The organism is Bacillus sp. Bwzl_19, from assembly GCF_054900515.1.
In genome coordinates this window covers 148,392-173,380 of record NZ_CM142729.1, presented here as the reverse complement: position 1 = coordinate 173,380, position 24,989 = coordinate 148,392, and the positions used below count along the sequence as shown (strand labels likewise).

19 protein-coding genes, 5 tRNA genes and 6 rRNA genes are annotated in these 24,989 nt (G+C 47.8%); 3 read left to right on the top strand and 27 right to left on the bottom strand.

Translation table 11 applies throughout. From position 1 onward, the window contains the following. Nucleotides 1–207 precede the first annotated feature (207 nt). Complete coding sequence (locus tag ACW5MY_RS01000) at nt 208–1,419, top strand: MFS transporter (RefSeq protein WP_172800831.1); 1,212 nt, start codon at nt 208–210, stop codon at nt 1,417–1,419. A 95-nt stretch (nt 1,420–1,514) separates the two neighbouring features. On the opposite strand, the gene rrf (ACW5MY_RS00995) is transcribed toward ACW5MY_RS01000, so the two are convergent. The 11 genes from rrf (ACW5MY_RS00995) to ACW5MY_RS00945 all read right to left on the bottom strand — a co-directional run bounded on the left by rrf (ACW5MY_RS00995) (nt 1,515) and on the right by ACW5MY_RS00945 (nt 12,245). Then, nucleotides 1,515–1,630, bottom strand: a 5S ribosomal RNA gene (gene rrf / locus ACW5MY_RS00995). A gap of 51 nt (nt 1,631–1,681) precedes the next feature. Then, nucleotides 1,682–4,611, bottom strand: a 23S ribosomal RNA gene (locus ACW5MY_RS00990). Between the two features lie 174 nt (nt 4,612–4,785). Further along, nucleotides 4,786–6,335: ribosomal RNA gene (locus ACW5MY_RS00985) — 16S ribosomal RNA — on the bottom strand. 297 nt (nt 6,336–6,632) lie between these two features. Then, a tRNA-Pro gene (locus tag ACW5MY_RS00980) sits at nt 6,633–6,709 on the bottom strand. A gap of 16 nt (nt 6,710–6,725) precedes the next feature. Continuing rightward, nucleotides 6,726–6,802: transfer RNA gene (locus tag ACW5MY_RS00975), tRNA-Arg, on the bottom strand. A 10-nt stretch (nt 6,803–6,812) separates the two neighbouring features. After that, nucleotides 6,813–6,887: transfer RNA gene (locus tag ACW5MY_RS00970), tRNA-Gly, on the bottom strand. Nucleotides 6,888–7,229: 342 nt separating this feature from the next. Further along, nucleotides 7,230–7,302 (bottom strand) — tRNA-Thr (locus ACW5MY_RS00965). 2 nt (nt 7,303–7,304) lie between these two features. Then, nucleotides 7,305–7,379 (bottom strand) — tRNA-Asn (locus tag ACW5MY_RS00960). 45 nt (nt 7,380–7,424) lie between these two features. Then, nucleotides 7,425–7,540, bottom strand: a 5S ribosomal RNA gene (rrf, locus tag ACW5MY_RS00955). Nucleotides 7,541–7,591: 51 nt separating this feature from the next. Further along, nucleotides 7,592–10,521, bottom strand: a 23S ribosomal RNA gene (locus ACW5MY_RS00950). A gap of 174 nt (nt 10,522–10,695) precedes the next feature. Continuing rightward, nucleotides 10,696–12,245 (bottom strand): 16S ribosomal RNA (locus ACW5MY_RS00945). Together the 16S, 23S and 5S rRNA genes with 5 tRNA genes alongside form the textbook arrangement of a ribosomal RNA operon. A gap of 340 nt (nt 12,246–12,585) precedes the next feature. On the opposite strand from ACW5MY_RS00945, the gene pdaB reads away from it, so the two are divergent. Then, nucleotides 12,586–13,350, top strand: a complete 765-nt coding sequence (gene pdaB / locus ACW5MY_RS00940; RefSeq protein ID WP_289394104.1) for a polysaccharide deacetylase family sporulation protein PdaB — start codon at nt 12,586–12,588, stop codon at nt 13,348–13,350. On the opposite strand, the gene kbaA is transcribed toward pdaB, so the two are convergent. Next, a complete protein-coding gene (gene kbaA, locus ACW5MY_RS00935) occupies nt 13,351–13,947 on the bottom strand; it encodes a KinB-signaling pathway activation protein (protein WP_045514132.1) in 597 nt (198 codons plus the stop codon). It lies immediately after the preceding gene. A gap of 107 nt (nt 13,948–14,054) precedes the next feature. Between kbaA and gerD the strand changes: the two genes are divergently transcribed. Next, a complete protein-coding gene (gene gerD, locus ACW5MY_RS00930; protein WP_013350829.1) occupies nt 14,055–14,612 on the top strand; it encodes a spore germination lipoprotein GerD in 558 nt (185 codons plus the stop codon). Nucleotides 14,613–14,644: 32 nt separating this feature from the next. Here the strand turns inward: gerD and ACW5MY_RS00925 are convergent, their stop codons facing one another. The 15 genes from ACW5MY_RS00925 to rpmJ form a co-directional block, all read right to left on the bottom strand. Next, nucleotides 14,645–15,697 (bottom strand): Mrp/NBP35 family ATP-binding protein, encoded by a 1,053-nt coding sequence (locus ACW5MY_RS00925; protein WP_065521553.1) that lies wholly within the window; start codon nt 15,695–15,697, stop codon nt 14,645–14,647. A gap of 79 nt (nt 15,698–15,776) precedes the next feature. Next, on the bottom strand, nt 15,777–16,490 hold the full coding sequence (gene cwlD / locus ACW5MY_RS00920) for an N-acetylmuramoyl-L-alanine amidase CwlD (RefSeq protein WP_289394103.1): 714 nt from the start codon (nt 16,488–16,490) through the stop codon (nt 15,777–15,779). Between the two features lie 60 nt (nt 16,491–16,550). Continuing rightward, complete coding sequence (locus ACW5MY_RS00915) at nt 16,551–16,994, bottom strand: DUF2521 family protein (protein ID WP_289394102.1); 444 nt, start codon at nt 16,992–16,994, stop codon at nt 16,551–16,553. A gap of 227 nt (nt 16,995–17,221) precedes the next feature. Then, on the bottom strand, nt 17,222–17,989 hold the full coding sequence (locus ACW5MY_RS00910) for a class I SAM-dependent methyltransferase (RefSeq protein WP_289394101.1): 768 nt from the start codon (nt 17,987–17,989) through the stop codon (nt 17,222–17,224). Nucleotides 17,990–18,126: 137 nt separating this feature from the next. After that, nucleotides 18,127–18,519: a 30S ribosomal protein S9 gene (gene rpsI / locus ACW5MY_RS00905; RefSeq protein ID WP_003225846.1), complete on the bottom strand. Its 393-nt coding sequence runs from the start codon at nt 18,517–18,519 to the stop codon at nt 18,127–18,129. A 20-nt stretch (nt 18,520–18,539) separates the two neighbouring features. Further along, complete coding sequence (rplM, locus tag ACW5MY_RS00900; RefSeq protein WP_013350824.1) at nt 18,540–18,977, bottom strand: 50S ribosomal protein L13; 438 nt, start codon at nt 18,975–18,977, stop codon at nt 18,540–18,542. A 159-nt stretch (nt 18,978–19,136) separates the two neighbouring features. Continuing rightward, nucleotides 19,137–19,880, bottom strand: a complete 744-nt coding sequence (gene truA, locus ACW5MY_RS00895; RefSeq protein WP_013350823.1) for a tRNA pseudouridine(38-40) synthase TruA — start codon at nt 19,878–19,880, stop codon at nt 19,137–19,139. Nucleotides 19,881–19,892: 12 nt separating this feature from the next. Further along, a complete protein-coding gene (locus ACW5MY_RS00890) occupies nt 19,893–20,690 on the bottom strand; it encodes an energy-coupling factor transporter transmembrane component T family protein (protein WP_289394089.1) in 798 nt (265 codons plus the stop codon). Then, nucleotides 20,687–21,556, bottom strand: coding sequence for an energy-coupling factor ABC transporter ATP-binding protein (locus ACW5MY_RS00885; RefSeq protein ID WP_045514114.1), 870 nt, complete (start codon nt 21,554–21,556; stop codon nt 20,687–20,689). The genes ACW5MY_RS00890 and ACW5MY_RS00885 overlap by 4 nt, the downstream gene beginning before the upstream one ends. Next, on the bottom strand, nt 21,532–22,377 hold the full coding sequence (locus ACW5MY_RS00880) for an energy-coupling factor ABC transporter ATP-binding protein (protein WP_462061649.1): 846 nt from the start codon (nt 22,375–22,377) through the stop codon (nt 21,532–21,534). The genes ACW5MY_RS00885 and ACW5MY_RS00880 overlap by 25 nt, the downstream gene beginning before the upstream one ends. A gap of 131 nt (nt 22,378–22,508) precedes the next feature. Next, nucleotides 22,509–22,871: a 50S ribosomal protein L17 gene (gene rplQ / locus ACW5MY_RS00875; protein WP_289394087.1), complete on the bottom strand. Its 363-nt coding sequence runs from the start codon at nt 22,869–22,871 to the stop codon at nt 22,509–22,511. Between the two features lie 77 nt (nt 22,872–22,948). Beyond that, nucleotides 22,949–23,893: a DNA-directed RNA polymerase subunit alpha gene (locus ACW5MY_RS00870; RefSeq protein WP_003156549.1), complete on the bottom strand. Its 945-nt coding sequence runs from the start codon at nt 23,891–23,893 to the stop codon at nt 22,949–22,951. Nucleotides 23,894–24,069: 176 nt separating this feature from the next. Continuing rightward, the gene (gene rpsK, locus ACW5MY_RS00865; RefSeq protein ID WP_003156547.1) at nt 24,070–24,465 is read right to left on the bottom strand and encodes a 30S ribosomal protein S11; all 396 of its coding nucleotides are present in this window, start codon (nt 24,463–24,465) and stop codon (nt 24,070–24,072) included. Nucleotides 24,466–24,485: 20 nt separating this feature from the next. Beyond that, the gene (gene rpsM / locus ACW5MY_RS00860; RefSeq protein WP_003156545.1) at nt 24,486–24,851 is read right to left on the bottom strand and encodes a 30S ribosomal protein S13; all 366 of its coding nucleotides are present in this window, start codon (nt 24,849–24,851) and stop codon (nt 24,486–24,488) included. A 22-nt stretch (nt 24,852–24,873) separates the two neighbouring features. Further along, nucleotides 24,874–24,987, bottom strand: coding sequence for a 50S ribosomal protein L36 (rpmJ, locus tag ACW5MY_RS00855; protein ID WP_003156543.1), 114 nt, complete (start codon nt 24,985–24,987; stop codon nt 24,874–24,876). Between the last annotated feature and the right edge of the window lie 2 nt (nt 24,988–24,989).

Sequence of the window (24,989 nt, the reverse complement as noted above, 5' to 3'; positions counted from 1 at the left end):
TATTAGAAACTCGCTTTTTATCGTATTAATAATTGAAAATAATGTCAACGATCTTCTTGTAAAAAATGTTAACAATTTGTTAACGTTACCATAAGGGATGTATGTGAAAAGGTTATGTGATATAGTAACAATACTTGGATTTTTTGTAAAAACATCATGTCGTACGAGTAGAGAGAAATATTATTTTACCAATAAGGAGATAAAATGATGAAAACTCGTCTGCTGTGGATAAGCTGTTTTTCTTATGGATCGATTGCCTTTACACTTGTTATTCTTGGAGCCGTACTCCCTGAGTTACTCACACATTATTCACAAACCTACAGCAATGGCGGAGTACTAGTATTTTCTCAGTTCATGGGCTTCCTCGTGGGTGTCATCGGAATGCCTTACATGGTGAAAAAGTTCGGGCGCAAAAACGTCGTTATCTTTGGCCTGGCACTCATCAGCTGTGAGGTTTTCATCACCTTCCTGCCGCCCTGGCCGCTGCTCTTTCTTCTCGTCAGTATAGCAGGACTCGGTGCTGGATTGGTGGAATCCTGCGTAGGCACGATTATCCTCACTGCTATTAAAGAAAGACAAGCCGTGGCTATGAGCAAGATGGAAGTGGCTTACGGATTAGGGGCGCTGTTCATGCCTCTGCTTTCAGGCTTTCTTATCAACAGCCACATGTGGACAATTGCTTTTTTAGTATTAGGGTTATCCAGTTTTGCACTTTTAATCGCATGGAAGCAAATGAGTTTTGGGAGCATTGATCAGCTTCTCATACGCAAAGATGTCTCTTCCGACGGCACTAAAAAAGAAAGCACCGGCTATCGGTCACATGGATTGCTGTTTATTGCCCTGGCGGCTGCTTACTTCTTCTTTTACGGAGGCAGTGAAGTTTCAATTGTACATTTTATCCCCTCCATCTTCGCTGAGAAATGGGATATCCCCAACTCCTTAGCAACGATAACAGTCACCGTGTATTGGACTGGGATGATTATCGGCAGGTTATTAACAGGTCCGGTATCTGAAAAGCTGACATATCACCGTTATCTCCGTATTATAAGCGTTGGCGGCCTGGCTGCACTTGCTGTATTAGCACTAAGTAAAAGCGTATGGTTCGGTTTTGCCCTTTGCTTCTTTTTAGGACTGTTCATGGCCGGCATGTTTGCAATAGCCCTAATCATCACCAATCATTTTTACCCAGGAAAGACAGAAACAACTACCAGTATTCTGCTTGCCTCAAACGGATTAGGGGGTTCACTCCTTCCGATCGCCGTCGGCTGGAGCTTGGATGAGTATCCCGCACAAACCGCGTTCTGGCTGTTCACTGCACTGATGCTCCTGATGCTGCTGATTGTGTTCAGTTTAAGAATGCTCGAGACAATAAAATCAAACAGTCTTCAAAATCACAGCAGCAAAGCAAAATCAATATAAACAAAAAAGCTAATGCCTTTGAAAGGCATTAGCTCTTTATATCTGTGAGATCTTTCATATAAAAAACCCAGTTCATCATGAACTGGGTCAAGATGGCTTGGCGGCGTCCTACTCTCACAGGGGGAAACCCCCGACTACCATCGGCGCTGAAGAGCTTAACTTCCGTGTTCGGCATGGGAACGGGTGTGACCTCTTCGCTATCGCCACCAAACCATTGAGAGTGTTCTCTCAAAACTAGATAACAGGAAGCATACATTCAAAATTGGTTAAGTCCTCGATCGATTAGTATCTGTCAGCTCCATGTGTCGCCACACTTCCACCTCAGACCTATCAACCTGATCATCTTTCAGGGATCTTACTTCCTTGCGGAATGGGAAATCTCATCTTGAGGGGGGCTTCATGCTTAGATGCTTTCAGCACTTATCCCGTCCGCACATAGCTACCCAGCGATGCCCTTGGCAGAACAACTGGTACACCAGCGGTGCGTCCATCCCGGTCCTCTCGTACTAAGGACAGCTCCTCTCAAATTTCCTGCGCCCGCGACGGATAGGGACCGAACTGTCTCACGACGTTCTGAACCCAGCTCGCGTACCGCTTTAATGGGCGAACAGCCCAACCCTTGGGACCGACTACAGCCCCAGGATGCGATGAGCCGACATCGAGGTGCCAAACCTCCCCGTCGATGTGGACTCTTGGGGGAGATAAGCCTGTTATCCCCGGGGTAGCTTTTATCCGTTGAGCGATGGCCCTTCCATGCGGAACCACCGGATCACTAAGCCCGACTTTCGTCCCTGCTCGACTTGTAGGTCTCGCAGTCAAGCTCCCTTGTGCCTTTACACTCTGCGAATGATTTCCAACCATTCTGAGGGAACCTTTGGGCGCCTCCGTTACCTTTTAGGAGGCGACCGCCCCAGTCAAACTGCCCACCTGACACTGTCTCCCCGCCCGATAAGGGCGGCGGGTTAGAAGGTCAATACAGCCAGGGTAGTATCCCACCGATGCCTCCACCGAAGCTGGCGCTCCGGTTTCCAAGGCTCCTACCTATCCTGTACAAGCTGTACCAACATTCAATATCAGGCTGCAGTAAAGCTCCACGGGGTCTTTCCGTCCTGTCGCGGGTAACCTGCATCTTCACAGGTACTATAATTTCACCGAGTCTCTCGTTGAGACAGTGCCCAGATCGTTGCGCCTTTCGTGCGGGTCGGAACTTACCCGACAAGGAATTTCGCTACCTTAGGACCGTTATAGTTACGGCCGCCGTTTACTGGGGCTTCAATTCGCACCTTCGCTTACGCTAAGCGCTCCTCTTAACCTTCCAGCACCGGGCAGGCGTCAGCCCCTATACTTCGCCTTACGGCTTCGCAGAGACCTGTGTTTTTGCTAAACAGTCGCCTGGGCCTATTCACTGCGGCTCTCTCGGGCTTGCACCCTAACAGAGCACCCCTTCTCCCGAAGTTACGGGGTCATTTTGCCGAGTTCCTTAACGAGAGTTCTCTCGATCACCTTAGGATTCTCTCCTCGCCTACCTGTGTCGGTTTGCGGTACGGGCACCTCTCACCTCGCTAGAGGCTTTTCTTGGCAGTGTGGAATCAGGAACTTCGCTACTATAATTCGCTCGCCATCACAGCTCAGCCTTCACGGGAAACGGATTTGCCTATTTCCCAGCCTAACTGCTTGGACGCGGATATCCAATACCGCGCTTACCCTATCCTCCTGCGTCCCCCCATTGCTCAAATGGTGAGGAGGTGGTACAGGAATATCAACCTGTTATCCATCGCCTACGCCTTTCGGCCTCGGCTTAGGTCCCGACTAACCCTGAGCGGACGAGCCTTCCTCAGGAAACCTTAGGCATTCGGTGGAGGGGATTCTCACCCCTCTTTCGCTACTCATACCGGCATTCTCACTTCTAAGCGCTCCACAAGTCCTTCCGGTCTTGCTTCACAGCCCTTAGAACGCTCTCCTACCACTGTTCGAAGAACAGTCCGCAGCTTCGGTGATACGTTTAGCCCCGGTACATTTTCGGCGCAGAGTCACTCGACCAGTGAGCTATTACGCACTCTTTAAATGGTGGCTGCTTCTAAGCCAACATCCTGGTTGTCTAAGCAACTCCACATCCTTTTCCACTTAACGTATACTTTGGGACCTTAGCTGGCGGTCTGGGCTGTTTCCCTTTCGACTACGGATCTTATCACTCGCAGTCTGACTCCCAAGGATAAGTCATCGGCATTCGGAGTTTGACTGAATTCGGTAACCCGGTAGGGGCCCCTAGTCCAATCAGTGCTCTACCTCCGAGACTCTTACCTTGAGGCTAGCCCTAAAGCTATTTCGAAGAGAACCAGCTATCTCCAGGTTCGATTGGCATTTCACCCCTACCCACACCTCATCCCCGCACTTTTCAACGTGCGTGGGTTCGGGCCTCCATTCAGTGTTACCTGAACTTCACCCTGGACATGGGTAGATCACCTGGTTTCGGGTCTACGACCACGTACTCAATTCGCCCTATTCAGACTCGCTTTCGCTGCGGCTCCGCATCTTCTGCTTAACCTTGCACGGGATCGTAACTCGCCGGTTCATTCTACAAAAGGCACGCCATCACCCGTTAACGGGCTCTGACTACTTGTAGGCACACGGTTTCAGGATCTCTTTCACTCCCCTTCCGGGGTGCTTTTCACCTTTCCCTCACGGTACTGGTTCACTATCGGTCACTAGGGAGTATTTAGCCTTGGGAGATGGTCCTCCCGGATTCCGACGGAATTTCACGTGTTCCGCCGTACTCAGGATCCACTCAGGAGAGAACGAAGTTTTGACTACAGGGCTGTTACCTCCTATGGCGGGCCTTTCCAGACCTCTTCATCTACCTCGTTCCTTTGTAACTCCGTACAGAGTGTCCTACAACCCCAAGAGGCAAGCCTCTTGGTTTGGGCTGGTCCCGTTTCGCTCGCCGCTACTCAGGGAATCGCATTTGCTTTCTCTTCCTCCGGGTACTTAGATGTTTCAGTTCCCCGGGTCTGCCTTCTCATATCCTATGTATTCAGATATGGATACCACTCCATTACGAGTGGTGGGTTTCCCCATTCGGAAATCTCCGGATCAAAGCTTGCTTACAGCTCCCCGAAGCATATCGGTGTTCGTCCCGTCCTTCATCGGCTCCTAGTGCCAAGGCATCCACCGTGCGCCCTTTCTAACTTAACCGTTAAAAAGAATCACTACGTGATATCTTGCATTACAATTGAATGTGAATTACTTCTGTTATCTAGTTTTCAAAGAACAACATCTCGAAGAATCGAATGATCCTTCAAAACTAAACAAGACAGGGAACGTTCTGTTTATAAGACCCAAGGTCTTATATTCCGTTAAAATCCTTAGAAAGGAGGTGATCCAGCCGCACCTTCCGATACGGCTACCTTGTTACGACTTCACCCCAATCATCTGTCCCACCTTCGGCGGCTGGCTCCAAAAAGGTTACCTCACCGACTTCGGGTGTTACAAACTCTCGTGGTGTGACGGGCGGTGTGTACAAGGCCCGGGAACGTATTCACCGCGGCATGCTGATCCGCGATTACTAGCGATTCCAGCTTCACGCAGTCGAGTTGCAGACTGCGATCCGAACTGAGAACAGATTTGTGGGATTGGCTTAACCTCGCGGTTTCGCTGCCCTTTGTTCTGCCCATTGTAGCACGTGTGTAGCCCAGGTCATAAGGGGCATGATGATTTGACGTCATCCCCACCTTCCTCCGGTTTGTCACCGGCAGTCACCTTAGAGTGCCCAACTGAATGCTGGCAACTAAGATCAAGGGTTGCGCTCGTTGCGGGACTTAACCCAACATCTCACGACACGAGCTGACGACAACCATGCACCACCTGTCACTCTGCCCCCGAAGGGGACGTCCTATCTCTAGGATTGTCAGAGGATGTCAAGACCTGGTAAGGTTCTTCGCGTTGCTTCGAATTAAACCACATGCTCCACCGCTTGTGCGGGCCCCCGTCAATTCCTTTGAGTTTCAGTCTTGCGACCGTACTCCCCAGGCGGAGTGCTTAATGCGTTAGCTGCAGCACTAAGGGGCGGAAACCCCCTAACACTTAGCACTCATCGTTTACGGCGTGGACTACCAGGGTATCTAATCCTGTTCGCTCCCCACGCTTTCGCTCCTCAGCGTCAGTTACAGACCAGAGAGTCGCCTTCGCCACTGGTGTTCCTCCACATCTCTACGCATTTCACCGCTACACGTGGAATTCCACTCTCCTCTTCTGCACTCAAGTTCCCCAGTTTCCAATGACCCTCCCCGGTTGAGCCGGGGGCTTTCACATCAGACTTAAGAAACCGCCTGCGAGCCCTTTACGCCCAATAATTCCGGACAACGCTTGCCACCTACGTATTACCGCGGCTGCTGGCACGTAGTTAGCCGTGGCTTTCTGGTTAGGTACCGTCAAGGTGCCGCCCTATTTGAACGGCACTTGTTCTTCCCTAACAACAGAGCTTTACGATCCGAAAACCTTCATCACTCACGCGGCGTTGCTCCGTCAGACTTTCGTCCATTGCGGAAGATTCCCTACTGCTGCCTCCCGTAGGAGTCTGGGCCGTGTCTCAGTCCCAGTGTGGCCGATCACCCTCTCAGGTCGGCTACGCATCGTCGCCTTGGTGAGCCGTTACCTCACCAACTAGCTAATGCGCCGCGGGTCCATCTGTAAGTGGTAGCCGAAGCCACCTTTTATGTTTGAACCATGCGGTTCAAACAAGCATCCGGTATTAGCCCCGGTTTCCCGGAGTTATCCCAGTCTTACAGGCAGGTTACCCACGTGTTACTCACCCGTCCGCCGCTAACATCAGGGAGCAAGCTCCCATCTGTTCGCTCGACTTGCATGTATTAGGCACGCCGCCAGCGTTCGTCCTGAGCCAGGATCAAACTCTCCGATAAAGTAGTTTGACTGACTACGCACATCGCTGTGCGATTTATTTAAAACTTTGAATTAACAGGTACGTTTTGTCTTGTTTAGTTTTCAAAGATCATTACTGCTTGTTGAAGCAGCTTTATTAGCTTACCACTCAGCTTCTTTTATGTCAACAACTTTTTCAAGTTGTTTTCGAAGCTTTTTCTTGTTGTCTGCTGTTCATCAGCGACGAATAATAATATACCATGTTATCTCTCTATAAATCAAGTACTTTTTTAAAAAGAGTAAAAATAAAATCAGTATATTATTTCTAGTGTTTAGAATGGTCGGGAAGACAGGATTCGAACCTGCGACCCCATGGTCCCAAACCATGTGCTCTACCAAGCTGAGCTACTTCCCGATTTTCAAATAAATTATGGCGCGCCCGAGAGGAGTCGAACCCCTAACCTTTTGATCCGTAGTCAAACGCTCTATCCAATTGAGCTACGGGCGCAATAAAATAATGGAGCGGAAGACGGGATTCGAACCCGCGACCCCCACCTTGGCAAGGTGATGTTCTACCACTGAACTACTTCCGCAAGTAAATAAGTAATGAATGGCCAAAATAAAATAAAAATAACAGCACCAAAAAAGAAAACTCTCATGTTATTTATTCAGTAATGCTAAGACGGTGTAACTCTCTGCTTAATCTAAAGTAAAAGCCTATCCAAAAACCGAAAATTCATACGGTTCATTATGACAAAAGTAATTATATCAGGGTTTTGATGAAAGTCAATACCATTTAAAAATTAATTTATAACGAAGAAAACAGACTTCATCAGAAAACCTGCTGCAATTAGCACTAGGTTTTTACTGCTTTAAACAAAAAATAACAGTTCCATAACGTACGGAAACTGCTTCAGATCAACGTATTTTAGATAAGCTTCCAAGCGGGCTCGAACCGCTGACCTCTTCCTTACCATGGAAGTGCTCTACCTGCTGAGCTATGGAAGCAATGGCTCCGCAGGTAGGACTCGAACCTACGACCGATCGGTTAACAGCCGATAGCTCTACCACTGAGCTACTGCGGAATATTATAAGCTTCATAAACAAAAACATGGTAGATAAAATAAAAAGCTTGGCGGCGTCCTACTCTCACAGGGGGAAACCCCCGACTACCATCGGCGCTGAAGAGCTTAACTTCCGTGTTCGGCATGGGAACGGGTGTGACCTCTTCGCTATCGCCACCAAACCATTGAGAGTGTTCTCTCAAAACTAGATAACAGGAAGCATACATTCAAATTAGGTTAAGTCCTCGATCGATTAGTATCTGTCAGCTCCATGTGTCGCCACACTTCCACCTCAGACCTATCAACCTGATCATCTTTCAGGGATCTTACTTCCTTGCGGAATGGGAAATCTCATCTTGAGGGGGGCTTCATGCTTAGATGCTTTCAGCACTTATCCCGTCCGCACATAGCTACCCAGCGATGCCCTTGGCAGAACAACTGGTACACCAGCGGTGCGTCCATCCCGGTCCTCTCGTACTAAGGACAGCTCCTCTCAAATTTCCTGCGCCCGCGACGGATAGGGACCGAACTGTCTCACGACGTTCTGAACCCAGCTCGCGTACCGCTTTAATGGGCGAACAGCCCAACCCTTGGGACCGACTACAGCCCCAGGATGCGATGAGCCGACATCGAGGTGCCAAACCTCCCCGTCGATGTGGACTCTTGGGGGAGATAAGCCTGTTATCCCCGGGGTAGCTTTTATCCGTTGAGCGATGGCCCTTCCATGCGGAACCACCGGATCACTAAGCCCGACTTTCGTCCCTGCTCGACTTGTAGGTCTCGCAGTCAAGCTCCCTTGTGCCTTTACACTCTGCGAATGATTTCCAACCATTCTGAGGGAACCTTTGGGCGCCTCCGTTACCTTTTAGGAGGCGACCGCCCCAGTCAAACTGCCCACCTGACACTGTCTCCCCGCCCGATAAGGGCGGCGGGTTAGAAGGTCAATACAGCCAGGGTAGTATCCCACCGATGCCTCCACCGAAGCTGGCGCTCCGGTTTCCAAGGCTCCTACCTATCCTGTACAAGCTGTACCAACATTCAATATCAGGCTGCAGTAAAGCTCCACGGGGTCTTTCCGTCCTGTCGCGGGTAACCTGCATCTTCACAGGTACTATAATTTCACCGAGTCTCTCGTTGAGACAGTGCCCAGATCGTTGCGCCTTTCGTGCGGGTCGGAACTTACCCGACAAGGAATTTCGCTACCTTAGGACCGTTATAGTTACGGCCGCCGTTTACTGGGGCTTCAATTCGCACCTTCGCTTACGCTAAGCGCTCCTCTTAACCTTCCAGCACCGGGCAGGCGTCAGCCCCTATACTTCGCCTTACGGCTTCGCAGAGACCTGTGTTTTTGCTAAACAGTCGCCTGGGCCTATTCACTGCGGCTCTCTCGGGCTTGCACCCTAACAGAGCACCCCTTCTCCCGAAGTTACGGGGTCATTTTGCCGAGTTCCTTAACGAGAGTTCTCTCGATCACCTTAGGATTCTCTCCTCGCCTACCTGTGTCGGTTTGCGGTACGGGCACCTCTCACCTCGCTAGAGGCTTTTCTTGGCAGTGTGGAATCAGGAACTTCGCTACTATAATTCGCTCGCCATCACAGCTCAGCCTTCACGGGAAACGGATTTGCCTATTTCCCAGCCTAACTGCTTGGACGCGGATATCCAATACCGCGCTTACCCTATCCTCCTGCGTCCCCCCATTGCTCAAATGGTGAGGAGGTGGTACAGGAATATCAACCTGTTATCCATCGCCTACGCCTTTCGGCCTCGGCTTAGGTCCCGACTAACCCTGAGCGGACGAGCCTTCCTCAGGAAACCTTAGGCATTCGGTGGAGGGGATTCTCACCCCTCTTTCGCTACTCATACCGGCATTCTCACTTCTAAGCGCTCCACAAGTCCTTCCGGTCTTGCTTCACAGCCCTTAGAACGCTCTCCTACCACTGTTCGAAGAACAGTCCGCAGCTTCGGTGATACGTTTAGCCCCGGTACATTTTCGGCGCAGAGTCACTCGACCAGTGAGCTATTACGCACTCTTTAAATGGTGGCTGCTTCTAAGCCAACATCCTGGTTGTCTAAGCAACTCCACATCCTTTTCCACTTAACGTATACTTTGGGACCTTAGCTGGCGGTCTGGGCTGTTTCCCTTTCGACTACGGATCTTATCACTCGCAGTCTGACTCCCAAGGATAAGTCATCGGCATTCGGAGTTTGACTGAATTCGGTAACCCGGTAGGGGCCCCTAGTCCAATCAGTGCTCTACCTCCGAGACTCTTACCTTGAGGCTAGCCCTAAAGCTATTTCGAAGAGAACCAGCTATCTCCAGGTTCGATTGGCATTTCACCCCTACCCACACCTCATCCCCGCACTTTTCAACGTGCGTGGGTTCGGGCCTCCATTCAGTGTTACCTGAACTTCACCCTGGACATGGGTAGATCACCTGGTTTCGGGTCTACGACCACGTACTCAATTCGCCCTATTCAGACTCGCTTTCGCTGCGGCTCCGCATCTTCTGCTTAACCTTGCACGGGATCGTAACTCGCCGGTTCATTCTACAAAAGGCACGCCATCACCCGTTAACGGGCTCTGACTACTTGTAGGCACACGGTTTCAGGATCTCTTTCACTCCCCTTCCGGGGTGCTTTTCACCTTTCCCTCACGGTACTGGTTCACTATCGGTCACTAGGGAGTATTTAGCCTTGGGAGATGGTCCTCCCGGATTCCGACGGAATTTCACGTGTTCCGCCGTACTCAGGATCCACTCAGGAGAGAACGAAGTTTTGACTACAGGGCTGTTACCTCCTATGGCGGGCCTTTCCAGACCTCTTCATCTACCTCGTTCCTTTGTAACTCCGTACAGAGTGTCCTACAACCCCAAGAGGCAAGCCTCTTGGTTTGGGCTGGTCCCGTTTCGCTCGCCGCTACTCAGGGAATCGCATTTGCTTTCTCTTCCTCCGGGTACTTAGATGTTTCAGTTCCCCGGGTCTGCCTTCTCATATCCTATGTATTCAGATATGGATACCACTCCATTACGAGTGGTGGGTTTCCCCATTCGGAAATCTCCGGATCAAAGCTTGCTTACAGCTCCCCGAAGCATATCGGTGTTCGTCCCGTCCTTCATCGGCTCCTAGTGCCAAGGCATCCACCGTGCGCCCTTTCTAACTTAACCGTTAAAAAGAATCACTACGTGATATCTTGCATTACAATTGAATGTGAATTACTTCTGTTATCTAGTTTTCAAAGAACAACATCTCGAAGAATCGAATGATCCTTCAAAACTAAACAAGACAGGGAACGTTCTGTTTATAAGACCCAAGGTCTTATATTCCGTTAAAATCCTTAGAAAGGAGGTGATCCAGCCGCACCTTCCGATACGGCTACCTTGTTACGACTTCACCCCAATCATCTGTCCCACCTTCGGCGGCTGGCTCCAAAAAGGTTACCTCACCGACTTCGGGTGTTACAAACTCTCGTGGTGTGACGGGCGGTGTGTACAAGGCCCGGGAACGTATTCACCGCGGCATGCTGATCCGCGATTACTAGCGATTCCAGCTTCACGCAGTCGAGTTGCAGACTGCGATCCGAACTGAGAACAGATTTGTGGGATTGGCTTAACCTCGCGGTTTCGCTGCCCTTTGTTCTGCCCATTGTAGCACGTGTGTAGCCCAGGTCATAAGGGGCATGATGATTTGACGTCATCCCCACCTTCCTCCGGTTTGTCACCGGCAGTCACCTTAGAGTGCCCAACTGAATGCTGGCAACTAAGATCAAGGGTTGCGCTCGTTGCGGGACTTAACCCAACATCTCACGACACGAGCTGACGACAACCATGCACCACCTGTCACTCTGCCCCCGAAGGGGACGTCCTATCTCTAGGATTGTCAGAGGATGTCAAGACCTGGTAAGGTTCTTCGCGTTGCTTCGAATTAAACCACATGCTCCACCGCTTGTGCGGGCCCCCGTCAATTCCTTTGAGTTTCAGTCTTGCGACCGTACTCCCCAGGCGGAGTGCTTAATGCGTTAGCTGCAGCACTAAGGGGCGGAAACCCCCTAACACTTAGCACTCATCGTTTACGGCGTGGACTACCAGGGTATCTAATCCTGTTCGCTCCCCACGCTTTCGCTCCTCAGCGTCAGTTACAGACCAGAGAGTCGCCTTCGCCACTGGTGTTCCTCCACATCTCTACGCATTTCACCGCTACACGTGGAATTCCACTCTCCTCTTCTGCACTCAAGTTCCCCAGTTTCCAATGACCCTCCCCGGTTGAGCCGGGGGCTTTCACATCAGACTTAAGAAACCGCCTGCGAGCCCTTTACGCCCAATAATTCCGGACAACGCTTGCCACCTACGTATTACCGCGGCTGCTGGCACGTAGTTAGCCGTGGCTTTCTGGTTAGGTACCGTCAAGGTGCCGCCCTATTTGAACGGCACTTGTTCTTCCCTAACAACAGAGCTTTACGATCCGAAAACCTTCATCACTCACGCGGCGTTGCTCCGTCAGACTTTCGTCCATTGCGGAAGATTCCCTACTGCTGCCTCCCGTAGGAGTCTGGGCCGTGTCTCAGTCCCAGTGTGGCCGATCACCCTCTCAGGTCGGCTACGCATCGTCGCCTTGGTGAGCCGTTACCTCACCAACTAGCTAATGCGCCGCGGGTCCATCTGTAAGTGGTAGCCGAAGCCACCTTTTATGTTTGAACCATGCGGTTCAAACAAGCATCCGGTATTAGCCCCGGTTTCCCGGAGTTATCCCAGTCTTACAGGCAGGTTACCCACGTGTTACTCACCCGTCCGCCGCTAACATCAGGGAGCAAGCTCCCATCTGTTCGCTCGACTTGCATGTATTAGGCACGCCGCCAGCGTTCGTCCTGAGCCAGGATCAAACTCTCCGATAAAGTAGTTTGACTGACTACGCACATCGCTGTGCGATTTATTTAAAACTTTGAATTAACAGGTACGTTTTGTCTTGTTTAGTTTTCAAAGATCATTACTGCTTGTTGAAGCAGCTTTATTAGCTTACCACTCAGCTTCTTTTATGTCAACAACTTTTTCAAGTTGTTTTCGAAGCTTTTTCTTGTTGTCTGCTGTTCATCAGCGACGAATAATAATATACCATGCATTCGCTAAATATAGCAAGTGTTTTTTTCATTTTATTTAAAAACATAATTCGTTATATTCATATCCGCTGCGGCATAGGATGTAATCAAGCATGGACAAGATAAGGAGGCGTCATCAGTGAACCACTTCTACGTGTGGCACATCAAAAGGATAAAACAGCTGCTTATTATTATCATTGCCGCATTTGCAGCAGCCAGCTTATTTTATATACAGAGAGCCGTCCCTCTTCCTGTATTTTTAACGGATAACGGTCCGAAGGCGATTTCTAAAGGGGAGACGAAAGCAGACGAAGTCGCATTAACATTTGACATCAGCTGGGGCGATGAAAAAGCGGTTCCGATTCTGAACACACTAAAAGCAAACGGCATAAAAAACGCCACTTTTTTTCTGTCAGCTTCTTGGGCGGAGCGGCACCCGGATACAGTGGAACGTATGATCAAAGACGGGCATCAAATCGGAAGCATGGGATACGCGTATAAGAACTATACCAACCTAGAGGACCAAGACATTAAAAAGGATATCCTCCGGGCTCAGACCGCATTTAAAAAAATGGGTGTAAAGAATGTTCATTTACTCCGCCCCCCGACCGGACAATTTAATAAAAAGGTTCTTACCATTGCACAGCAGTACCACTATTCAGTGGTTCATTACAGCATTAACTCACACGATTGGACAAATCCCGGGCCTGATAAAATCATTGAAAATGTAAACAGTAATATAAAAGGCGGCGACATTGTCCTGCTGCACGCCTCTGATTCAGCAACACAAACGGAAGAAGCGCTCCCCGCCATTATTCACAATTTAAAGCAAAAGGGGCTTAAAAACGTGACTGTCGGTGATCTGATCGCAAATACTGACGTCAAATCATCAGAGGTGAAATAACTACCTCTGGGCAAACTTCGGCAGCATTAACAGCTGGAACGCATTGCAGCCCATCAGCGGGATCAGCATCAAATAAAGCCAGTCCTCATTATTCACTCTTAACGCAGGAACCCATTCAAGCGCTGTAATAACAACCATTAAAAATAATGATGAAACGAACGTATTTCTCGAGGACTGCTTTTGTTTTATATATGCCGTCAACAGGCCGACGGCAAGCAGAGCCAGCGGCAGCCACACAAACCCTGCAATCGAGTCATCCCGCTCACCGAAAAATAAAAATCTGACGTACATTAAATCAAAAGCAACAAACAGAATGATAAACAGCTGAAGCAGATTCCAAAGCGAACTCGATCTGAGGATTTCAAGGGCAAACCGGTGCACCGTCAAAAACACGAAGAATCCCATTTGACTGATCACACTGAAAATCATGCCTACTCCGATAAACCAGATCAGAACGGAGAAAATCTGTCCGGCCTCAAAATTCAGAAAGAACCCCTTGTACTCCCCCCACTTCAGTGCAAATCCCACGACGCTTGTAATAAGAGCGCCCACAGCTAAAATCGAAAAGAAAAATCGAACAAGCCCGCGGCTTTTCATCTCTTATTCATCCCCCTGACAATCGCGTTCAGCGATATTTTGTTATGTATAAATCCATTCCGATGAATCATATTAAAAGTAAGAACAAGTAAGGAAGGAGCTTATGTATGTCAAAAGCCAAAACGCTATTGATAAGCTGTTTTGTTGTGTTATCTGTAACAGCTTGTGCTCCAAAAGACCAAGCAGCGGATATGGATTATGACCAGACTAAAAAAATGGTTGTCGATATATTAAAGACAGATGATGGAAAAAAAGCAATTAAGGAAATATTAAATGATGATGCGATGAATGAGGCATTGGTGATTGATCAAAACGCCATTAAAGGCACGATAGAGAAAACCCTCACCTCTAAAAAAGGGGCGGAGTTCTGGAAAACGATCTTTGAAGACTCAAAGTTCGCCGAAAGCTTTGCGAAAACACTTCAGCCCGAGCACGAAAAAATCATAAAAAAACTGATGAAAGACCCTGATTATCAGAAAAGTTTTATGCAGATCTTGCAGGACCCCGGCATGGATAAGAAATACTACGAGCTGGTGAAAAGCCAAAAATTCCGCAGTTACCTAGAAGATGTGATTACAGAGACACTTTCCAGCCCGCTTTTCAAAAAGCAATTTGAAGATGAACTGAAAAAAGCGGCTTCAAGCTCTGAAAAAGAAAGCCAATAAAAGGCCGGGCCCTATTGATCCCGGCCCCTTTTTTATTCAGCCGTTTTTTCAATGACTTTTTGGGCGATACCCATATAAATTTCTCCGATCGGATGGCTTCTGTCGTAGACAGAAGGCGCAAACTGGTCTTTGTCCCAATCAGGCTGCTTTAAAGGAATTCTGCCGAGCAGCGGCACCTGCAATTCCTCCGCAAGCTTATCTCCTCCGCCTTGACCGAACACATATTCTTTTTCGCCGGTTTTTGCACTTTCATAGTAAGCCATGTTTTCAATGACCCCTACAACTTCATGATCGGTTTTAATTGCCATAGAACCCGCTCTCGCTGCTACAAATGCGGCTGTAGGGTGCGGCGTTGTTACGATAATCTCTTTACTGCTCGGAAGCATCGTGTGTACATCGAGCGCAACATCACCCGTGCCCGGCGGCAGATCAAGAACGATATAGTCAACCTCTCCCCAGTCAACCTCGTGGAAGAAGTTGTTCAGCATCTTGCCAAGCATCGGTCCTCTCCAAACAACCGGAGCGTTTTCTTCCACGAAAAAGCCCATAGACATGACCTTTACTCCAAATCTTTCGACAGGAAGCAGTTTTTCTCCTTCTACTGTCGGACGAACTGTAATACCCATCATGTCAGGCACGCTGAAACCGTATATATCCGCATCGATCAGGCCGACTTTTTTGCCGAGCCGCGCAAGAGAAATGGCCAGATTGACGGAAACCGTTGATTTGCCGACACCGCCTTTTCCGCTTGCCACCGCCAGAAAGACCGGCGGATGTTTCCTATTCAGCAGGGTTTCGCTTTCAGGCGCCGGTTGGCTGAATTTCGCCAATGTCTCTTCCGGCAGCTCTTCAAACCGAAGGCCGACAGTTTCCGCTCCCGCTTCTTTCAGGACGGATACAATTTCCTGCTGAATGCCCATTTGTTCAGCCGTCCCCGTTTTTGCCAATGCAATTTTTACACTGACATGCCGTTTCTCCGGCTTGACCTTTACTTCCTTAACGGCATCCAATTCTCCCAGCGGTCTATGAAGAAAAGGTTCGCGCATTTTTCCGACTATATTTCTTACTTCATCTTCTCTTATCATCGAACCCTCACCCTTTGTGTATTCGTTTACAAATGGTATTATACCATATATTAATCATAGAATCGGCGAAAAACCCTCCTTACTCGGGAGGGTCTCCTTTCTCTGTGAAGTATCTCAATACGCCCTTATACACGGAAGATGCGATTTTATCCTGATATTTAGGCTGGCTGAGCCTTTTCGCTTCCGCGGGGTTGGACAAAAATCCGACCTCCACCAGCGCGCCCGGTTTGGTTACATTCTGCATTAAGTAAATGCCGTGTATCCGCTTCGTCTTTCTCGTTGTATTCTCCAAGTTAATTCTCAATTCGTCCTGTATATATTTTGCCACTTTTTCATTCTCTTCGTATTTTCCATAGTAAAAGCTTTGGGCGCCGCTCCATTTCGGTGACGGTATGGCGTTCAAGTGAATGCTGATATAAAGCTCTGCTTCTGAACGGTTGATGATCTCCACACGCTTTCTAAGATCTTCCGCTTTGCGTCTGCTGTAGCCTTTCATCCCTTCAGGCGCTAAGTCGGTATCCGTCTCCCGCGTCATGATGACCAAAGCCCCTTGCTCCTGCAAATAGTCTCTGACTCTGGAGGCCACTTCGAGCGTAATATCCTTTTCAAGGTGATTGCTTCCCGTGGCGCCGCCGTCCGGCCCGCCGTGTCCCGGATCGAGATAGATGATTTTCCCGCTCAGCGGCAGACTCCACGGCCGCCAGGAATCATCATTATGGAATTGAAACCGGAATAAACACAATAATATGATAAAGCCAAGTAAAAAACCGAGCCATTTCAGCTTATTTCTCATACCTTTCCCTCCCGCTTGTCCCCGTTATTAATAAGTATGGGACAAGGGAAGAAATTATGATTACCTCATGCGGAGCTTACATTGTTTTTTCCTTTGCAGAAACCCCTCCGTCCACCAGCTGTTGATAAACCTGCATGACGCTTCGTAGATTTCTTTTTGTTCAACGGAAGAATATTGCTCATGCGTCCAGCTGCAAAGATATTCAAAAAAATCGACCGCCAGTTCTTCCTCCTCTTCAGACGAACGGGCGTTTGCCCTTTGCAAAGACTCACCGTAATAGCCAAAGACGCCGAACCGGCCGCCTAATAAATACGCTTCTATTGCAAAATCTATGCACCCTTCACTTAGAATGCCGTTTTCATCTTGGAGAAAGGGAAACAAAGGGGAAAGACATGCTTTTACGGATTGAATGATCTGCGTCAGTGACAGCTCCTTGAGTAAATTCTTCTCAAGCTCAAAATCCTTCTGCCGTTTCACGTCTGAAAAAGATAATACCTCTGCCATTGCCATTCACGCTCCTTTTTACTGTTATTTTGAAAGGAAAAAGGGAAAAGCATGCTTTGTTGATAGTGGAAATCCTCCCAAATGAAGGGGTTCCATGTTTAAAGGGCAGAGGCGGTGTTGTGAAAATGCTGTTACAGCACAGTCGGCAGGTGCTTGATGAGAGGCTGAGCGGAATCACAGACAAGCGCGGCCCGCAAAAAAACAGCACCTCTGACGGGATGCTGTTTTTATATTTTAATGCTTCTTGTTACAGAGTATGTATTAATGTATTCATCCAGGACGAGGCCGCCCTTGTCCTCATAAAAGCCGGTAACCATGAAGCCCGCGTCAATCTGGCCTTTAATTTGATCCTCTAACGTATGGCCGATTTCCAGCGCTTCATTATTGTCAATGAGTTCCTTTACTTTTTTCTTACTGAGATCCTTTTCATCCGAAAACGGAATGGAATACTTTACTTTTAGGACGCCCTCCTGCTCTAAATCCATATCAAATAAAAACACGACGGGATTTACAAAACCGGAGACTAAAGATCCGCCTTTTTTTAATACGCGGTGGGCTTCTTTCCATACCGGGAGCACCGTATCAACAAAGCAATTCGATACCGGATGCACGATAAAATCAAATGACTCATCCTCAAAACAGCTCAGATCATTCATGCTGCCTTTGACAGTCCGGAGCGTAAGATTTTCCCGCTCAGCAACCATTCTGTCTTGCGCAAGCTGTTTTTCTGAATTGTCAAAGACGGTGACATCAGCTCCCGCAGCAGCCAGCACCGGGCCTTGCTGTCCCCCTCCTGAAGCGAGGCAAAGAACCTTCAGACCATCTATGGGCGGGAACCAATCCGCCGGTACGTCTTTTCCCGGGGTCATTCTGATGCTCCAATTGCCTTTTTTCGCTTTGACAATCGTATGTGAATCAACCGCAACCGTCCACTCATTGCCAATTTCGACTTTTTTATCCCATGCTTTGCTGTTATGTATGGCTAACTTATTCATTATAACTGCGCTCCTTATTGTTAATGAATAGAGTATAACAAACAATTCTAGAAAAACATTGGATAACCTCTTGGATTTGAGAAAAAAATACAAAAAAACCACAACCAAGAAGTTGTGGTTTTTGCAATCCAAAACGATTAACGTTTTGAGAATTGAGGTGCACGACGAGCGCCTTTAAGACCGTATTTTTTACGTTCTTTCATACGAGCGTCACGAGTCAGAAGACCAGCACGTTTAAGTGTTGCACGGTATTCTGGATCTGCTTCAAGCAAAGCACGAGCGATACCATGACGGATTGCTCCAGCTTGACCAGATAAGCCGCCTCCATGTACGTTTACTAAAACATCATAAGTACCAGCTGTTTCAGTTAAAGTTAATGGTTGTTTGATATCTTCGATTAGAGCTGGCGATGGAATGTGCTCGCTGATTTCACGATTATTAACGACGATACGACCTTCTCCTGGAACTAAGCGCACACGCGCTACAGAACTTTTACGACGGCCAGTACCGTAATATTGAACCTGTGCCAAATTGGTAACCTCCCTTTTAATTAACCGCGAAGTTCGTAAACTTCAGGCTGTTGTGCTTGGTGTGGATGCTCAGAACCACGGTATACGTTCAATTTCTTGAACATTTGACGACCTAGAGAACCTTTAGGAAGCATGCCTTTGATAGCAAGCTCAAGCATTTTCTCAGGGTAGTTTGTACGCATTTCAAGAGCAGTTCTTGATTTCAGACCGCCTGGGTGCATTGTGTGACGGTAGTAGATTTTATCAGTTAACTTTTTACCAGTTAACTCGATTTTTTCAGCGTTGATGATGATCACATGATCTCCAGTATCAACGTGCGGTGTGTAAGTTGGTTTGTGTTTTCCGCGAAGGATAGATGCAACTTCTGTAGAAAGACGTCCTAAAGTCTTGCCTGCTGCATCAACAACTAACCACTTGCGTTCAATAGTACTTGCGTTAGCCATAGGTGTTGTACGCATTTAATTCCCTCCTAAATGATCTGTCATTTTTTCATAAACTTCTGTTACGTTCTATTTCACAACACAATAAGTTCCGGGGCTTATCGTGGGGTTGAAATACATACCATATGATATCTTATAACTTTATGCAGACTCTGTCAAGAAAATGTTACACCTGGTTTAGTTGTCATAGCAAACGCTCCATAAATACAGCCCGTGCCCCGGTGCGGTGCGCCCCGCGGCTTCGCGATCCTTCGCTTCCAGCATTGCTTTTACGTCATCAGGAGAAAATTTTCCAGCCCCTGTGTCCAATAACGTTCCGGCAATGATTCTGACCATATTATAGAGAAATCCGTTTCCGGTGATCCGCATTTGCAGGCCGTCTCCGGTCTCAGTCCATTCCAGCTCGTAAATCGTTCTGACTTTATCCTGAACCGCGGTATCAACCGCACAAAAGCTTGTGAAATCATGTGTCCCGATGAGGTGCCTTGAAGCTTCCCTCATTTTCTGCACATTAAGCTGATATGCAAAATGGTAAGCGTAATGTCGTTTAAATACGTCCGGGTGTTTCTCCGTGTATACAAAGTAGCGATATTCCTTTTGGACTGCGCTAAATCGTGCATGGAACCCATCATCCGCAATCTCTGCTGTTTTGACGGCAATGTCATCAGGCAGCAGGGCATTGAGCGCAAACGGCCATTTCTCAGCCGGAATGGACAGCGGGGTATCAAAATGAATGACCTGTCCGGCAGCATGAACATCGCTGTCAGTGCGGCCGGATGAGTAGACAGGCACTCTGCCGTCGGTTTTATGGATGACGGCCAGCGCCTTTTCCAGTTCACTTTGAACGGTCCGTTTTCCAGGCTGAACCTGATATCCGTTAAATAAATGCCCGTCATAAGCAATGGTACATTTCATTCTCATTGGGCAGCACCTCTAACTTCTTAAGAAAAACAATAATACGGCTAATAAGATGATGAGCAGAATAGCTCCGGTATCCTTGCCGGTCCAGACAAGCTTTCTGTATTTCGTTCTCCCCTCACCGCCCTGGTAGCCTCTCGCCTCCATGGCGACCGCGAGCTCTTCCGCACGTTTAAAGGCGCTGACAAACAGGGGAACAAGCAGCGGAACGACTGCTTTTATTCTGTCTTTCACCGGGCCGCTTGTAAAGTCTGCACCCCTCGCCATTTGCGCCTTCATGATTTTATCCGTCTCTTCCATCAACGTCGGAATAAAGCGCAGCGATATCGACATCATCAATGCGAGCTCGTGTACGGGCAGCTTCACCTTTTTAAATGGATGCAGGAGCTGCTCCATTCCATCCGTTATTTCAATCGGCGTTGTCGTAAGCGTCAGCAGCGTCGTCATAAAAATGAGGTAAACGAAACGGAGAGAGATAAAAATCCCCTGTACAAGTCCGCCCTCATAAACTTTAAACCAGCCAAGCCGAAAAATGACAGCACCCTCATGCGTCATGAAGATGTGCAGTAAAAACGTAAATGCCACAATCCAGATAATCGGCTTAAGCCCCTTCAGCAAAAAGCTGAACGGCACTCGCGTCAAGGCGATCACCCCGAATGAAAACAAACCGAGCAAAGCGTACGTCTGTACGTTGTTTGCCAAAAAAACGATACATACAAAAAGAAAAATGCTGACAAGTTTTGTTCGCGGGTCTAAGCGGTGAATAAGCGATGATCCGGGAACATACTTTCCGATAATCATGCTGTCCATCATTGGTCCTTATCCTCCTGAAAGAAAGCCTTAATTTCACTGGCGGCATCCTGCAGGGTGAGCATGGGTTTCTCATACTTGACTCCGAGAACCGCCTCAAGCCGTCTCTGAAACTTCACCGATTCAGGAAGATCCAGACCCATTTCGGCCATCTCTTCACCTTTTGCAAACAAATCACTCGGACTCCCCGTCGCTTTAATCGTTCCTTTGTGCATGACGATCATCTCGTCGGCATAGCGGGCGGCGTCCTCCATGCTGTGCGTGACGAGAACGGTAGTCAGGTTTCCCCGCTGATGAAGCGCATAGAACATGTCCATAATGTCCTGGCGCCCTCTTGGATCGAGCCCGGCCGTCGGTTCATCTAAAACCAGTACTTCCGGCTCCATCGCAAGAACACCGGCGATCGCCACTCTGCGCATCTGCCCGCCGCTGAGCTCAAACGGCGACCGTTCCAAAATGTCTTCCGGAAGACCCACAAGCTCCAGCATCTCTTTCGCCTTCCGTTCAGCGTCTTCTTTTTTCACACCGAAGTTCATCGGTCCGAATGCGATGTCCTTCAGTACAGTCTCCTCAAACAGCTGATGTTCGGGAAATTGGAAAACGATTCCGACTTTTTTCCGCAAAGTCTTAAGATCTTTATTCTTTTTACCGGCTGCTAAAATCGTGCTGCCGAGCTCCAGCTGTCCTTTAGTAGGTTTAAGCAAACCGTTTAAATGCTGCAGGAGCGTCGATTTACCCGATCCTGTATGCCCGATGACGGCAACGTAGCTGCCCTCTTTGATCACGGCATTGATATCATACAGAGCAAGCCGTTCAAACGGTGTCTTTATTTGATAGCGATGTTCTACATCTTTGATTTTAATGTCCACAGCTCATTCACCAGCCCTTCCTGAGTCAGATGGTTTTTCGATAACGCCAGTCCGCTTTCTTTCAAAAGCAGGCTGAGCTGGAATGAGAAAGGCAAATCAAGACCGATGGGAACCAAGTCTTCATTTAATTTAAAAATCTCTTCAGGCGGGCCCTCTGCATATTTCCTGCCGCCGTTCATTACAATGATCCTGTCCGCCCTTGCGGCTTCTTCCAAGTCATGTGTAATTGAAATGACGGTGGCCATGCCTTGATCTTTTAAGCGTCTGACAGTATCAAGGACTTCTTCTCTCCCGATCGGGTCAAGCATGGATGTCGCTTCATCCAAAATCATAATATCAGGACGCGCAGCAATAATCCCTGCGATCGCCACTCTTTGTTTTTGACCTCCGGAGAGATGGTGCGGCTCTTGATCAAGAAAATCCTGCATATTGACTTGTTTGACAGCCCAATCTACTCTCTCAATCATTTCTTCGCGCGGAACACCATTGTTTTCTAAACCAAAAGCCACATCATCGCGAACCGTTGTTCCGACAAATTGGTTATCGGGATTCTGAAAGACCATCCCTATTTTTTTTCGCACATCCCAAACAGTATCTTCAGTCAGTTTCATGCCGCCGACTTCAATATCTCCGGCCTCAGGCAAAATCAGTCCGTTCAGCGCTCTGGCCAAAGTCGACTTCCCTGAACCGTTGTGACCTACGATAGCAAGCCATTCTCCTTCGTATACCTCCAGACTCACACCGTCCAGCGCCAGCCTTTCTGCATCTTTGCGGTATCGGAATAAGATGTCTTTTACGGATATAAGCTGTTTTTGATCCACGGGCGCCTGACCTCCTCTCAGCTATAGCTCTGCTTTTCTGTCTCATGATAAAAAGTTCTGGTATCTAAAAAAAGGGCATAGATCCAGTTAGAAACTGTCCCGCCCTTCTTTAGATACACAAAAATATGTGATTAAACCAATTCGATGATTGCCATTGGTGCACCGTCACCACGGCGAGGACCAAGCTTCATAATACGTGTGTATCCGCCTTGGCGCTCCTCGTAACGAGTTGCAATGTCAGAGAATAATTTTTGAAGTGCATCTTGGTTATTTTCTTCATTAGCAACCTCGTTGCGAATGTATGCAGCAGCTTGACGACGAGAATGCAAGTCACCGCGTTTACCAAGAGTGATCATCTTTTCAACAACAGAGCGAAGTTCTTTCGCACGTGTTTCAGTTGTTTCGATTCTTTCGTTGATGATCAAATCTGTTGTAAGATCACGAAGCATAGCTTTACGCTGTGAACTCGTACGTCCTAGTTTTCTGTATGACATGTGATGTCCCCTCCTTTAATGGAATGCTGTTTCTAATTAAAAAACACACGAAAATCCTAGTTCACATGGAAACTAGATCAATCGTCTTTGCGAAGGCCGAGTCCAAGTTCTTCAAGTTTCGCTTTCACTTCTTCAAGTGATTTGCGTCCCAGGTTGCGAACTTTCATCATATCTTCTTCCGTCTTGTTCGCAAGTTCTTGAACCGTGTTAATGCCCGCACGCTTCAAGCAGTTGTAAGAACGGACAGAAAGATCAAGCTCCTCAATCGTCATTTCAAGAACTTTTTCTTTTTGATCCTCTTCTTTTTCAACCATGATTTCAGCATGCTGAGCTTCGTCAGTTAAACCAACGAATATATTAAGGTGTTCAGTTAAAATCTTTGAACCGAGAGCAATTGCTTCCTTCGGTCCTGTGCTTCCGTCAGTCCAAACATCAAGTGTAAGTTTGTCATAGTTTGCAACCTGGCCTACACGAGTGTTTTCCACCTGATAAGATAAACGGGAAACTGGCGTAAAGATTGAATCGATCGGAATCACGCCGATTGGCTGATCGTCTCTTTTGTTCGAATCAGCAGGAGTATACCCACGTCCTCTTTGTGCAGTAAGGCGAACTCGGAAACTCGCATTCTCACCAAGAGTCGCGATATGAAGATCCGGATTAAGGATTTCAACATCGCTGTCGTGTGTAATGTCAGCTGCTGTGACAGTTCCTTCACCCTGTACATCAATTTCAAGCGTCTTCTCTTCATCAGAGTAGATTTTCAATGCAAGCTTTTTAATGTGCAAGATTATCGTTGTAACATCTTCCACAACGCCTTCGATTGTCGAGAATTCGTGCAGTACACCATCTATCTGGATCGATGTTACAGCGGCACCAGGGAGTGAGGATAAGAGGATACGACGTAAGGAGTTACCCAGAGTTGTACCATATCCACGCTCAAGCGGCTCTACGACAAACTTACCAAATTTGGCATCGTCGCTGATTTCAACCGTTTCGATTTTTGGTTTTTCAATCTCGATCATTACTTAAAACCCTCCTTCAAAACGTCGAAACCTCGAATAGAATCATATGAGATTCCATCCGAAATTCCCCATTGTTTAGTCCCGTATGTGCTCAGGCAACGAGTCGGTGCATTCGTTTCATAAATAACTGTATCATAACCCATTATTGACAGGGACACAAAATCTATACAAACAAATTACACGCGGCGACGTTTTGGTGGACGGCATCCATTATGAGGAACAGGAGTTACGTCTCTGATAGCTGTAACTTCAAGTCCGGCAGCTTGTAAAGCACGGATTGCAGCTTCACGGCCAGAACCTGGTCCTTTAACAGTTACTTCAAGAGTTTTAAGTCCGTGTTCGATTGAACCTTTAGCAGCTGTTTCAGCAGCCATTTGCGCAGCAAAAGGAGTAGATTTACGAGAACCTCTGAATCCTAGAGCTCCGGCACTTGACCAAGAAATAGCATTACCATGAGTATCAGTGATCGTAACGATCGTGTTGTTGAAAGTTGAACGAATATGAGCGATTCCTGACTCAATATTCTTTTTCACGCGACGTTTACGCGTGTTTTGTTTACGAGCAGCAGCCATTGTTTAGGTACCTCCCTTACTTATTTTTTCTTGTTAGCTACAGTACGACGCGGACCTTTACGAGTACGCGCATTGTTTTTAGAGTTTTGTCCACGAACAGGCAAACCTCTGCGATGGCGGATTCCGCGGTAGCTTCCGATTTCGATCAGACGCTTGATGTTAAGAGAAACTTCACGGCGAAGGTCACCTTCTACTTTCAGTTTGTCAATAACATCACGGATTTTACCAAGTTCTTCTTCAGTAAGATCACGCACACGAGTATCTTCAGAAACACCAGCCTCTTTCAAGACTTGCTGAGCCGTTGTGCGGCCAATTCCGAAGACATATGTTAAAGAAATAACAACACGTTTGTCACGTGGGATATCTACACCAGCAATACGAGCCATTCTCTGGGCACCTCCTTATTAATTATCCTTGTTTTTGTTTATGCTTTGGATTTTCACAGATCACCATTACTTTTCCTTTTCTGCGGATAACTTTACATTTCTCGCAGATTGGTTTAACTGATGGTCTCACTTTCATGT